Origin of the sequence: Caballeronia sp. LZ032, from assembly GCF_031451315.1 — a bacterium.
Taxonomy (GTDB): domain Bacteria; phylum Pseudomonadota; class Gammaproteobacteria; order Burkholderiales; family Burkholderiaceae; genus Caballeronia.
In genome coordinates, this window is record NZ_JARUXP010000003.1 from 403,253 (window position 1) to 417,139 (window position 13,887).

5 protein-coding genes are annotated in these 13,887 nt (G+C 60.1%); 3 read left to right on the top strand and 2 right to left on the bottom strand.

Annotated elements, in window-relative coordinates; all coding sequences use genetic code 11:
* Positions 1 to 97 precede the first annotated feature (97 nt).
* Positions 98 to 8,959: a hypothetical protein gene (locus QCE69_RS23405; RefSeq protein WP_309933269.1), complete on the top strand. Its 8,862-nt coding sequence runs from the start codon at positions 98 to 100 to the stop codon at positions 8,957 to 8,959.
* Here QCE69_RS23405 and QCE69_RS23410 read toward each other — a convergent pair.
* Together QCE69_RS23410 and QCE69_RS23415 are read right to left on the bottom strand one after the other, a co-directional pair.
* A complete protein-coding gene (locus QCE69_RS23410) occupies positions 8,956 to 10,005 on the bottom strand; it encodes an aldose epimerase family protein (RefSeq protein ID WP_309933271.1) in 1,050 nt (349 codons plus the stop codon). The two genes, QCE69_RS23405 and QCE69_RS23410, sit on opposite strands and share 4 nt — an antisense overlap.
* Before the next feature lie 12 nt (positions 10,006 to 10,017).
* Positions 10,018 to 10,692 carry an HAD family hydrolase gene (locus tag QCE69_RS23415; protein ID WP_309923487.1) on the bottom strand — a complete coding sequence of 225 codons (675 nt, stop codon included), beginning with the start codon at positions 10,690 to 10,692 and terminating at the stop codon, positions 10,018 to 10,020.
* Between the two features lie 178 nt (positions 10,693 to 10,870).
* Between QCE69_RS23415 and QCE69_RS23420 the strand changes: the two genes are divergently transcribed.
* On the top strand, positions 10,871 to 11,989 hold the full coding sequence (locus QCE69_RS23420) for a 3-deoxy-7-phosphoheptulonate synthase (RefSeq protein ID WP_309923489.1): 1,119 nt from the start codon (positions 10,871 to 10,873) through the stop codon (positions 11,987 to 11,989).
* 97 nt (positions 11,990 to 12,086) lie between these two features.
* Positions 12,087 to 13,871, top strand: a complete 1,785-nt coding sequence (locus tag QCE69_RS23425; RefSeq protein ID WP_309933272.1) for a M85 family metallopeptidase — start codon at positions 12,087 to 12,089, stop codon at positions 13,869 to 13,871.
* Positions 13,872 to 13,887 lie beyond the last annotated feature (16 nt).

The following is a 13,887-nucleotide window of genomic DNA, read 5'->3' on the forward strand; positions in this document are numbered from 1 at the left end:
ATTCATCATGCACGGTGCGCGTCATGTGGAAAAGTTATCCGCATCCGGATTCGAACCACTCGGCTGAGCGCGTTTCATTGCAAGTGCGGGAGCATGGGTGGATCTGTATTTCGAAGATGAAGGTTTGAGGAATCGCCGGGCGTCATTATTCGACCGGCGCGTTCAACGTACGGGATGGAGGGTCGAGCACGCCGGGCCGGATGTGATCGAAGATTCCGAACAGGTCTCGCGAGGCGGGCAGGCCGGCCTCCAGCAGATGTTCGAACAAGTACTGGTTCGCGCCGTGCTGCAAGTGGCGGGGAGCGCCTTTCATCATGCGCTCGCTGCCAGACAGGCTTATGAGGATCTGGAAGCCATCTGGTCGAGTGCCGCACCGTGGGACGAGCAATTGATCCAGCTGGCCGATATGCTGCCGCGCTATGCGGAGTGGCTTCCCGGGTGCATGCAGTCGCGCATTACCGCGACTGCCGATAACCTCAAGGGTGCGATCGGCATCTGGCGATGCGCGAAGAATATCGGCGAGTCTCTGCGTCGCGTGGATGAGCGCGGCGGTTCATGGATGGACAAGCTGGACAGCTCTCTGCGTGCGCTGACAAGCTTCGAACGTCGTCTGCCGGCGCGGATGCAGCCCATGCTGGCCAGCCTGAAAAGGATCATGCGTCACGCGGATGCCGTGCGCGAGTTATACGGGCGACTTCGCTCCGAAGAAGCCAACTCGAGCGGCAATCATGACGGGCACGGGCGTGGCTGGGTCGGGCGGCTCGCACGCAGTCTTCCCTCCGAACTCTCGCGCATGCTTCTCGAAGACGCGGAATCGTCGGCGCTCATGCGCGAGGTCGCGCGGGCCTATGAGGCGTTCGAGGCGGCGCGTCGCGGTTCCTCCGTGAAAGAAGTCGTGGAGGCGCTGAAAGACTGGGCGGGCGCGAGACCAAGAGAGACGCTGGATTACCTCGATACCATCAGGCGTCACATCACTGCGTACGTTCGTGCATATGAAGCGATGAGCGCAATCATGAGCCGTCCCACGAGTTTGCGCGCGCGGCTGGAAGGATGCGCCGCCTATATCGCCAAAGAATGCTCTCCGGAGCTGAAGCATTTGCTTCCCGAGCGCGCGTTCCCGGCTATCGATCTTTTCGTTGGCTTGACGCGGGGCTATGCCGCGGCGCGTGGCTTTCATGCATCGGCGATGGCCATTACCAAAGCCGACAGTCCCCTGGATGCAAAGCTGAATGGATTGATGCAAGCGATCGATCGATTTTCGGCGGCTGATCTGAAGCTACTTCCTCAAAGCGCGCGAGAGCTGATTCTGCAAGTGTCGCAAGTATTGCGCGTGACATCCGCGGGAGTTGCCGTCGGCCGCTCAGCGAATGCGCAGGAGACGATTCCGCGTTTGCGGGCGATTGTCGAGCAACTCAGGGCCTCGCTGCCGCATCTGCTCGACGTGCTTCCCGAAAGGTCCGGAGACTCGACCGAGTCCGTGGTGCGTGCACTGGACGTGATGGTACGACAGTTCGAAGCGCTTTCGCGTCTGCCTGCAAGCCCCGGATTCGAGGATGTCATGCAATCGTTTCTTCAGGATCAGGGCGCGACTTCCTGGCTGCCTGAATTCATGCAACCGCTGCTGCAAGTGGCGCGTCAATTGAGCGGACTGCTGCCGGCATGGAAAAGCTATCCGGATTCCGGATCGCTTGCCGACCAGCTGAGCTGGACGCTGGAAACGCTGCAGAGCGAGCATCTTACTGACGAGACCCTTGGACGGCTTCCTGTCGGCGTCGCCGGGATTGTTCGGCCCGGTCGCGTCGTGTTTCTTCGCATGACGCGCTTTCCCGTCTCGGCGCCACCGGTCGAGCAAGCGCAGTGGCTGATGTGGCAGCTTTCGGAGCCCGAACTGGGGCATCTGCTGGAGGCCGGCGGCCTGCCGGTGACGGAGTGGCGGAGGGCGTTCATCAGCGACGAACATGTGGGCGCCTGGTTCGACGCATTGCTCGAGCTCACGCAGTGCAAGTCGTGGACGGCCGCGGCGAACACTGTGTTCAATCTTGCATTGCTGAGTCATCTTCCGGCGGCAGCGCTCTCGACCCTGGAAGGTGCGCTGGCCTATGTCCCCTTTGGCACGCAGGCGAAGCAAATCCTGCACTGGGTGAAGAGCACTCAGATCGCAACGACCTGGAAGCAAACGGCGCGCAACTTCTTCAAAACCGTCGAGAAGGACGTCATGCACGATCCCGCTGCGGCATTCCGATGTCTTCCCGGCGCGACGTCCGCCGATCTCGCGCGAACCATGACGCTGGCGCAACGCCTGTCGATCTACGCCGATCACTGGGACTGGGCGGGCGTGCTGTGCGATCTCCGCGAGTCCTCGGAGTCGAAGGTGCTGTGCGATGCCTTGTTTGCCATGCGGCTTGCGTGGTCCTTCCAGGCGCTGGCCCGCGCGGATGTGGAGGAACGAAGCGAGCGACTGGAACAGCTCGAAACCGATGTGCGCAAGTTGCACATGCTGGGCTGGACCGGCATGAACACGCTAGTCCATCTGTTGCCACTATTGCCTGCGCTATGGGAACTGCGCGGACAGGTCCGGATTGAAACATCCGGAGCGCGGAACTGGTTCGACTGGACCGCTGCGATGATGCGTTCACTCGCGGACAGTGACACACCCGCCGTTCAGCGGCTGAGGACAAGAATCGAAGAGCAGACGGAGGCATGGGTTGCCGGTGCGCTTCAGGACGCCATCACATCGGTATTGGGCAAGGCCTGCGCCACGACCATCAGCGGTGAATCCAGTGGGGCAGTGCTGACGCCTCTTGCGGCGTGCTTTGCGCGTGATGTATCGCTTGCAGGCGTGGAGGAAGACAGCCAAGGCATCTTCCGGGTGGATGGACGCTGCTACGTTCAGTCCGACGGACACGCGTTCCCGGTGAAATGGGATTCGGAAGAGCGCGCGTTCTGCCTGATCGTGAACGAGCGAGCGGTGAATGAACATGGACGGCGGCCGCTTGCAAGGATGATGGATCGATGGTGGACAAGGCGTCGTGTGCGAGGGGGCAAGGGCGGCGGACCGGTTCTGATCCCGCAACTGGCCGAAGCGGACATCGACGCCTTGCAAGTGCCTGCGGATCCGGAAGACATCCTCGAGGCGCGCGGGATCGAATACTGGAATGAGGACAACCAGGTCAGGCTGCATGACTTCGTCATTGCGTCCGATGAACAGGACTTGTGCGCGCGCTGGAAACCCATCGTGGCGGGGGTGGCGGGCGGTTTGGGGCTGTTGGGCGTGATCGGGTACTTCTGTCATATGGCGATCGGCCGGAGGCGCTCAACGGTGTCCGGCAATCAGGACAAGGAGGTCAATGAACCCTTGGCCGAACCGGCGATACCGCTCCAGGATCTGACGGAAGTACGCCCAAGTGAGGCGTCGCAGGAATCGAGCGAGTTGCTCGACAAGCCGGCGGCAACGCAGATAGTACCGGGCGATGTTGTAGCGGCTTCACCCGGCGTTCAGGTTGAGCGATGGCGGCCGACGAAAGCCGAGTTGATCGTGGGCGGGCTGATAGGGAGCATGTCGCTGGCTGCGGTGGGATGGGCGTCCCGTCAGGCGTGGCTCAGATATAGCCGGTCCGCCGGCGTTGTGGATGATGCGGTTCTGAGCGTCGCTCATCAGGCTGCTGCGCGTCAGATGGACATCGTCATCGATGTGCCGTTCGATGCCAGCGCGCTTCATTCGGGTCATGTGGTTTCCAGGCGGCAGGCAGCCCCTCTTGGAGCAGCCGCTCAGGAAGGTTCCATGGAATTTTGGGCCTTGCCGCGCTATTCAGAGGTGAGTGATCACCTGACGGCCATGGTCCTGGAACGTTTCACCCAGTCGGCCCACTACAAACCCAGGCAGGGTGACTTCGCGACGAAGGAGGAAGACGGCATATATTGCAATGCGCAGCGAAGCCGCGCGTATATCTTCATTGCAGGTCGCTACTGGAGAATTCATCTCCAGACAGCTGAAGCTTCCAAGTATCTGGGCTTCGACTTTATCATCGGCAAAGTTTTCTCTTTGAATGACGCCGACAGAAACATTTTCGTCAAGAGAGAGAATAAAAAATGGACCCCGTTGCATGCTCCCACGAAGCCGGTGCCCGCCGTTGCGACAGAGAGCTATCTCGATCCATCGGTGTCGAGAGCAATCAGGCGATGGTCCGTCGAAGAGGTGTTTCACTATCCCGATGAGGCTGCAGGCGTTGAAGGACGGCTATATACGCATTGGGGCGGCGCCTGTTACATTGCAATAGACGGAAAATATCGCTCCGCTACGGTGTTTCACCCCAATCTGTTGTGCGTCTTCGGCGGCGCAGGTGTTTCCACTGAACGGCTGTATCTTAAACGGAACCCGGCCAGCAAGATCTGGGAGATTGCAACGGTCGTCAGGCCGCAGCCCATGCCCAGAAAGTTCTCCGACGATCTGATAGCCCGAGCAAAGGCATTCCTGATCGGCAAACCTTCGGTGCCCAATCTGGTGCAGGACGAATCACCGGGCATGTATTACACCGTCGGTTCTCCAGATCAGAAGTTTCTGCTTCTTGACGGTCTTTACTACAAGTGCAAGAGAGTCGAGAAAGACTTGTTGAAGTATCCAGGTGGCAGCTATCGCGAGATATGGGAGATTCATGACATCGACGAGGCTCCCTATCGGGATCCAATTCATGCAGCACTGGACGAAAAAATGAATTGGCGGTCATTGATCCATAACGATCGTAATGAATTCTGGCTGGAGGATATCGAATACGTGTCCATCGCTTTGGCGGATCGTGTGACGGCTCAAGTCATGCCTGTAAGCATCAACTATCCGGCCGCTGCGTGGGCTCTTCTTCCAGGAAAATTCGAGTCCAAAAGTCGAGCCCCATTGTTGAGAATCAGGGGAAAACTCTACATCTGCGAGGCAGTCACGATTCCGTCCGAAGGCTTTTCCGAAAAAACCCTCCGTGAAACGGTCAAGATCGGCGATCAATACGCCAGTTTCAACAGCGCTTCTTGGGTGCCGCTGCAGAAAGACAAGCAGGGAAAATGGGTTCTGGAAGAGAGCAGTACAGCGGCATCCACGGCCGACAGCGGCTTCTTCTCGGTCAGCAAAGATGTGCGGGGCATCGTGGATTCATTCGACCCCGCCTATGCGTTCGCGGACGAAAAAACGGGCGCTGGCGTGGATGGAATGGTGTACGTCCACAATGATCAACTGTTTCTGAGCATGGATGGAATGTATTGGCCGTTTTCGCTCCTGGCACCTCACTTGGGCATCCTGTTTGGTGATGCCGAGCGAATCAGGATGTGCACGTTGGTCAAGTCCGGAGGAGAATGGACTTCGGTCTCCAGTGCTCCGCTGTTCGCAGCGTTGAGCGAGCTGTTCAAGACAGGCTCGTTCCAGGGACTGAATAGCTCTTTGAGTGGGCTACTGGGAAGAGACGGCTTTTCGACCTGGTCTCAGGTGCTCGATGCGCTTGACAATTCGGCAGATCACGAGATTCATGAAAGTTATCAAAACCCGGAAAGTGAGAACTTCAGGAAAGCACTGAAACTTAAATTTCAGACGGTATTTTTGAAGAGCATAACGGAACAGAAAAATAGCGGATTGAATTCGTCCAGATCCGCAGCCAGCGTCGACGCCAGCCGGCTATGGAACGAGAAGGGTATCAGCCAATATTGGACGCTCATCTCGCAAGAGCGAGAGGCGTTCGACGACATCGATTTCCGTCAAGCTTATCTGGTCCGCGGGTCGTCGACTGAAAAGCAAGCAGATCTCGAGAAAACGCGAGGGCAAAGAAATACGGTGGCGGTCCAGCTGAAGGCCGCCATCAAGGCGAAAGAACGTGCGGACGAGATGATGAAATACTTCCCGGACGGAAGGGCGCCATTGGAAGACATTTACTTGCAGAAAGAAGTCACAAGGCTTCAGGCGCGGCGCGACGGGTTCGACATCACTATCCTCGAACTCGAGGAGTGGCTGACCAGTTTCAAGGAGAATGTTTTTGCGGCTGGAGTCGCGATGGGGTGGGCGCGAGAGACTGCTGCATTAAAGACTCTGGAAGGTGCGACTGCGAGTTCCAGTCATTGGCTATACGGGTTGATGTATAGCGGCTTGTTGTCCGACCTGGTTTGGGAAATCGCTGCTCAGAGCAGCACTCATACAGCAGCACCGCAATTGGCGTTGCTCCAGGGCGCTCGTCTTTACCTCGAAACACAGTGGAGCATTCATCACAATTTCTCGGAGCTGGTGGCAAAGCTGGCCCGCTTTCCTGAGAGCAGATACTGGTTCAAGGCGAAGGGGGATTATCGCGACGTCTTGTCGGCGCAGAACTCGGTCAAGGCCCTGGCTGGCGATCTGCTCCCCACCAATGATGGTGTTGAGTCGGTCGCAAGCGCCCAGGTTCTGGCCGCTTTGGTCTATCACCTCGTCACTTCGAACAAGCGTGCGTCTTCAGTCAGTGCCGGCGCGATGGAAGGGATTGTTCTGAGATTCGAGCAGGCGAAGCGGGACATGAATTTTTGGCAGACCATTGGGCCCGCGCCCGAGCATTTCTTTTCGTTGTCGCAAATCAAGCCGAGTGCGCTGTGTGTCAGCGATACTGCTTACTACAACCAGTTCGCAGACTATGAGGACCTGGGCTTCCTGAAATACGAGGCTGCGTGGATCACCTCGTTGAAGATCATCGAGGCCAAAATGACCGTCGAAGAGATGTACGATGTGAAGCAGGTCTATCTGATATATGATCCGTTCCTTTATCTTCGTGAGGCCTATATAAAGCTGAGTAGTTCGGAGTGGATGGTGGTCAGGCTTTACGTTCCCTTCGGTTCGAGCGGGAAGGTTGAATTCTGTGAAAAGATCCCTCAAGAGCAATTAAAGACAAGAACTCTATGGTGGAAATACCTGCCCGTAAAAGTTAACGACGGAGAGTTCTGGTCCGGGGAAACGTTGCGTCTTCCGCCTCATCGGGGTGACACGAAGTGGTATTTCGGTGCGAAAAGGGAGAGAAAGCAACTAGCACCGGGAACGACAGTCTTCTCCGCGCTATTGACGATGGTTTGCGACACGCTCTCCGACACGGTAGACGTGCTGAAGGAAGACCTGTACACCATGTCAAAGGCGAAGGCGTCCGTGCCTCCCCTTCCGTTTTTCGAAGAAATCTACATGTGGTTAGTGGACCGTCATTATCGGCCTTCGTTCTTGCAGCTCGGCGTTGATGCGGTGATGACGGTGCTGGCACTCGTGCCCGGACTTGAGGAGCTGTTCGACGCGGGAGCCGAAGCGGCCGTCAAGATTGTGTCGCAAGGTGTTCGAAACGGCCTGACTGGTGCGGAGCTTCTCAGATACGCGGTGTATGAGGCAGGCGACGCAGCAGTGGACGGCGTCATCCAGGCGGGCAAGGCCCTCGGTATGATGATTCTCGACTTCCACAGCCCGGTCCCGTGGCGTACGTTACGTCCTGGGCCCGCTTTCAAAGCGGGTAATTTCGGTCGGGCAACAGTCTTGAAAGATCAGGAGCCGTTCTTCGGCGCGAGCGTCTACCTGCCCCAGGATACAGTCGATATCGTCTTCAAGAAAATAGACGACGAATTCAAGCTCACGGAGAGTCAACTTCCCGCAGGCAAGCTCGAAAGGGTTCATGCCGTGTACAACGGTTCTCAGGCGGAGCCCGTCGCCAGTGCCTCGACGAGCGCTGCGGCAGGCGTGTCTGCAAGCGCATCGACAAGCGCGGATACGAAACTCTGGAAGGTCGTGGGCAATGAGAACCTGAAGAATCTCTATCTGCTCGAGCAGAGTGGCAACCGCTATCTGCTGACATTCGACGGCGCGCGCAATCAATACCGTCTGGTGAACCCTGCTGCCCCGACGGAAGCCAGTGAATATCTCTATCACACGGATCGTGGATGGAGACAATCTCCGCCAAAAGCGCTCAAGGGATTTCCATACGAAACCAAGCCGATCCTGCATTTCGATACCCGCTTGACCAAGGAGCGCGGCAACGAAATGCGCGCCCTGATCCGCTCGAGCCGCGACGAAGGCCGCAGGGTACTCACGAGCGGGCTGGAAACATTGCACTCGCAGGAATCGGACGTCGACAAGGTACTCGATATCTTCATGGGCGGCCATTCACCTGAACTGAAGAAGGAGCTGACGACCAGAATCAACGCGTCGGTCATCGCGCTCGAACAGCTGAGACCGTCTACCGACGTCTCCTACGACCTCGGTGATCTGAGGGAAAGCACCGCCGTCATGGGAACGGTCGCCGGGCCCAACCGGGTGCCGCCGCGAGACATCGTCACGACGTCGTCGCAGTCAGTGAGACTCACGCCGGCGAAGAACGTCGGCGGCGAATCCGTCGTGCTGATGGTGGCGTACTCGACTGGCATGAAGATTTTCGAGAACCACTTGGCCGAGAGCTTCTCGGAGGGCATGGCGCTAACCATGGTTCATGAGAGTTTCCACGTGCACAGCAAGTGTCCCTTCGACTGGTATGCGAAGCTGGAGCAGGGTGGCATGGATGTGAACAACCTGATTTCCTATGCTGGTGGCCACCTGAAAGAGGCGGGAGCAGACGGGCAATTGAAGAATCTCAGCATCGATACCTTGCTGTCGGACCACCGCTACGACAGCCGAGTCAAATTCACGCTCGCCTATGCACGCAATCCGCCGAACGTGAAAGACTCGGTCTACCGCTTCAAGACGGCTCAGGACGTGGAGAAGGCGTTCGAAAACAAGGAACTGGTTCGGGGCATTCTCAATGACACGTTGATGAACCTGTCGCCCAAGATGGCCTCGAATCCGGATAGCTTTGCCCTGACAATGTACGCGCTGAAAAACCTTCGTTCCGATCCAATCAAGATGAAGGAGTTTATTCGAAGGTACGAGAGCTTGTTCAACACGGACAAGGCGGAATTCGAGTCCTTGAGCTGGCCTTTCATCCAGCGCCCCGTTTAGCGCACGCGCAAGGTATAGCGCGTGCGCTGGCGAAAGCTTTCACCGGGCCGGAGCACGGCGTCGCTTCTTGCTGGACCGTCCATATTGATGCCATCGGGAAACCCGCCGGCTTCGAGACACAATCCCGCATGTTTTCGGTAGCGCGCTCCGCCGCGCGCCGCTTCGCCTTCAAGATGATTGCCGGTATAGAACTGCAATCCGCGCGCGTCCGTCGCGACCAGCAATTCGCGGCCGCTCGATGCGTCATACGCCGTGGCCGCATCGCGGAGATCCTGCGACTTGCCGTCGTGCAGCACGTAGCAATGGTCGAAACCTCCGGCGAGTTTCACTTGCTCATTGGATTCATCGAGTCGCGCGCGAATCGATTGCGGCTGACGCCAATCAAACGCCGTGCCCGCCACGTCTTCGCGGGCAATCGGTATCGAGCCTGCGTCGATCGCGAAGTATGCGTCCGAAGCTATCGTGATCTCGTGATCGCGAATGTCGGCCTCCGGCGCCACGCTGCCGCTCAGATTGAAGTAAGCGTGATTCGTCAGATTGAGCGCGGTGGGCGCGTCGGTGCGCGCTTCGTAGTCGATGGATAACGTGCCGTGTGCATCGAGCGCATAGCGCACGCTCACGTCGAGATTGCCCGGAAAGCCCGCTGCCCCGGCGTCCGGATGCAAGCTCAGGATCAGTGCGGCGCCGTCGATGCGCGCCTGCCACATCTGCCGATGAAACCCCGCTGAGCCGCCATGCAGGTGATTCGCGCCTTCGTTGCGCTCGACCTGATAAGCGACACCGTCGATAACAAACCGCCCGTCGCGAATCCGGTTCGCCCATCGCCCGACGATCGCGCCCATGAAGGCCGTGCTGTTCAGGTAATCGTCGGGCGCATCGTGGCTGAGCAGCACATCGGCGAAATGGCCGTCGCGGTCGGGCGCGCGCCACGAGACCAGGGTCGCGCCGAGATCGCTGATGTCGATCTGCATGCCGCTTTCGTTACGCAACGTATAGAGCTGCACATCGCCCCAGGGGCGCATCGTGATGGAAGTCGAATGTGTCATGCAGCATGGACCTCAGGGACGCGCGGCGACTTCATCGAGATGCAGCAGCAGATCGGCGGGATCTTCATAGACGCGCAGAGCGCCCGAGCGTTCCAGTTCGTCGCTGCCATATCCGCCCGACAGCAAGCCCACGCCCAGCGAGCGGCAGCGACGCGCGGCGAGCATGTCCCAGATGCTGTCGCCGACCACGACGGTATTCTCGATCGGCACGTTCAGGCGCGCGGCCGCGGCGAGAAACAGATCCGGGTCCGGCTTCGCGTACTTCACCTGATCGCGCGTGACGACGACCTGCTTCGACGGATCCACGCCCAGCGCTTCGAGGTTGAGCTGGGCGGTTTCCATGCGTCCGCTCGTCGCGATGGCCCAGCGCGTGCCGGCCTGCGTCAGCGCATCGAGCAGTTCGCGCGCCCCCGGCAGCGGGCAGACCTGCGCGCGCAGCCGCTGGTAAGCCGCCGCATGCAGTTGACGCAGCCGCTCGACTCGGTCCGGACTGATCGTGCCATGAGTCTCGCGCAATAGCTGGTTCGTGAACAACCCGCCGCTCATGCCGATCTTGCGATGAATGCGCCACACCGACAACTCGATGCCTTCCGCATCGAGCGCTTCCTTCCACGCCAGCACATGCTGATAGACGCTGTCGACCAGCGTGCCGTCCAGATCGAACAGGAAAGAGGTTTCGATACGCATGTTCTGCTCCTTGTGAATGGATCCGTTCTTGCCATCATACGCATTGTTGCAGGACGGACCGCGCGACAGGCCTGGCGTGGATGCGATAATGGATGTTTGCGCCGCAAGGCCACCCACGCGCGGATTCTTCGCGTGAGATACCGGTTTTTTGCATTGATAACGCATGACGGAGCCCATCTTGACCCGCATCGACAATCCCTCCCGCGATCAGGAGGCAGGCGTGGCCGACTCCACGCAAGACACGACCCGCATCGATGACACGCGCATCGGCGCCGTGCGTCCGCTGATTTCCCCCGCGTTGCTGCTCGACGAACTGCCCGTGACGCCCGGCGTGCAGACGCTGGTGGAAGAATGCCGCGCGGGGATCGCCCGGATTCTCCACGGCCAGGACGACAGGCTCGTGGTCGTCGTCGGGCCGTGTTCCATTCACGATCACGATCAGGCCATGGAATACGCGCGTCGCCTGAAGACGGTCGCCGGGAAGCTGCGCGACGATCTGCTCATCGTGATGCGGGTGTACTTCGAAAAGCCGCGCACCACGGTGGGCTGGAAAGGCTATATCAACGATCCGCGCCTCGACGGCAGCTTCCGCATCAACGAAGGCCTGCGCCGCGCGCGTGAACTTCTGCTCGACATCAGCGAGCTCGGCCTGCCCACCGCAACCGAGTTCCTCGACTTGCTCAGCCCGCAGTACATCGCGGATCTGATCGCGTGGGGCGCCATCGGCGCACGTACGACGGAATCGCAAAGTCATCGGCAACTGGCGTCGGGTTTGAGCTGTCCCATCGGCTTCAAGAACGGCACCGACGGCGGCGTGCAGGTGGCGGCGGACGCCATCGTCGCGGCGCGCGCCAGTCACGCGTTCATGGGCATGACCAAGATGGGCATGGCCGCGATCTTCGAAACGCGCGGCAACGACGACTGCCACGTGATCCTGCGCGGCGGCAAGAACGGCCCGAACTACGACGCGCAAGGCGTCGGCGAAGCGTGCGCGTCGCTGGCGAAGCTGGGTCAGCGCGAGCAGGTCATGATCGACTGCTCGCATGCCAACTCGAACAAGTCGCATCTGCGCCAGGTGGATGTCGCGCAGGACATCGCGCGCCAGCTCGAAGCGGGCGAGCGGCGCATCACCGGCGTGATGATCGAGAGCCATCTGGAAGAGGGCCGTCAGGACCTGAAGCCGGGCGTGCCGCTCAGGCATGGCGTATCGATCACCGATGCCTGCCTCGGCTGGACGCAAAGCGAGCCGGTGCTGGAACTGCTCGCGGAGGCCGTGCGGAAGCGGCGGGCGCGCTGATGCCCGCAGGCCGGGCGATATTCCGCTAGCACCCGAGGGGAGGCGGAAGGCGGCACGATTGCCTCGCAATCACCCGCCTTCATCCGGACACCTCCCCATGCTCGTTTCCAGCGCCACCTCGGGCAACGCCGCCTTCACGACAGAAGGTGATGATTCGTCGAACGCCGAATCGGCGGATCTCGCGCAACCGGCCGAAGGCGCTTCATCGACTTCTTCCGGTGAGGTTGACCTCCCTCGTTCGGAGATGTCGACCCAGTCGCAGATCGCTCCCGACGAATCCGCCCCGACGCGCGTCAAACGGGACGACTCCAGCGAAGACTCCGACGACGAACCGCTTGCCGCCGCCGATGCCTATGCCGACCATGTTGTGAAGCTTGGTCAGGAGCAACCACTGAGCGCGACGGAGCTGAACGAAGCGCGCTGGAGCGCGGTGCGTTCCGTGCAGGCCAGTCACAGCATGCTGGCCGATTCGCAGACCGCAGACGCCATCGGCAACACGATACTGGATGCGCTGAACCGGTCGCCGACCTTCCAGTCCATGGTGAGCTACGGTCAGCGTCATGGCGGCGAGCGGCTAGGCGACCTCGACTACCGCAACGAGTACGACTACCGTTTCGGGTTCCACGGCGAGGAACGCACGATTCACACCATGACGGCTGATTACCTGCGAAGACAATCTTCCACGGACATGCCGCTGGAAGTCGACGTCAGCGCCCATTCACGGGACGAGTATCAGCCGCCGTGGGTCAATGTCGGCGTGGTGCCGAATGCAGGTTCTCCGCTCATGGATACCTGGCGCCTGGGGTTGATACACGAACTCGCGCATCAGTTAACCGACTCGGAAGATCCTTCGACGGACTCGTCGGAAGACCGCATGGGTCCGACCGAGATCCTCGCCTACCGGGTGGCGGACGAGCTGGGCTGGCACCCTCCGCGGTTCGAAAGTTATGGCTCGGAGGATCGAACAAGTTACTTCGAGCATCTCGAACGCGCCGCTCTGATCGACGCGGCAGAGCGCAATGCGCCTCACGCCCGGGCCTTCTTCGAACGGCTTGAGGTACTCAGCGAACGCAGCCATGCCAGCCCCGACTTCCATGAACTCGAAGAGCCGGCGGCGGGGGCCGCCGCGTCCGATCACACGTATTTCCAGCCGGAGCCTGCCGGCACGTCCGCGAGCAATTTGAGCGCCGTCGGGATGATTCCCGAAGCGGCGGCGCCGCACAACGTGACCCAGCCGTTGCCCGAGCAGCCGCCGAGCGAGGACCTCACCCACGTGCAGTTCTATCAGGGCGAGCCGTTTCTGTTCCGCTTCGCGCAGAGCACGCCGCTGGGTCCGCCAACAGGCTTCGCGAGCGCATGGGCAGCATCGAGCGCCAGTTGGGACACGCAGGGCCGCTTCTTTCGCTATGGCAAGCCGGTGGATGGCAATCCGCACGTGCGCCAGTTCGATTTCGACGACGGCAGCAAGGTCGTCATCTCCGCACACCAGCCTCAACTGGCCAATAGCGACGGCACCAACTTCGAGAAGGGCGCGATAGGCGTGGGTGCGGCGGTCCTGGGCGCGGTGGCCGGCGGCGTGGCGGGCGGCCCGGCGGGGGCAGTGGCGGGTGGGTCGATCGGCGCGGCCGTGGGCGCCGCGGCGGCGGCCAAGGTTCCGTATGACCGGATCTGGCAGCCGTATGACATCAACTACTACTACAAGGGCGCCGCGAGTCCTTTCTACAGCCAGTACATGTACCCGTGGGACAGCAACCCGGATCGCGTCAAGCTGCTAACGCAGTTGGCCGACCCGAACCTTTACCCCGACTACGCCGACAGCGACCCCGACGATCAGTGGCGTTTCTGGCGGTGGCGCTCGGGTGATACGCCGCAGAGAACCTGACAGGGCGATGGCCGGA

Bases quoted from the DNA above. Each gene is read 5' to 3' on its own strand.
- QCE69_RS23425 (WP_309933272.1), top strand. From the start codon at position 12,087: ATGCTCGTTTCCAGCGCCACCTCGGGCAACGCCGCCTTCACGACAGAA.
- QCE69_RS23410 (WP_309933271.1), bottom strand. From the start codon at position 10,005: ATGACACATTCGACTTCCATCACGATGCGCCCCTGGGGCGATGTGCAG.
- QCE69_RS23415 (WP_309923487.1), bottom strand. From the start codon at position 10,692: ATGCGTATCGAAACCTCTTTCCTGTTCGATCTGGACGGCACGCTGGTC.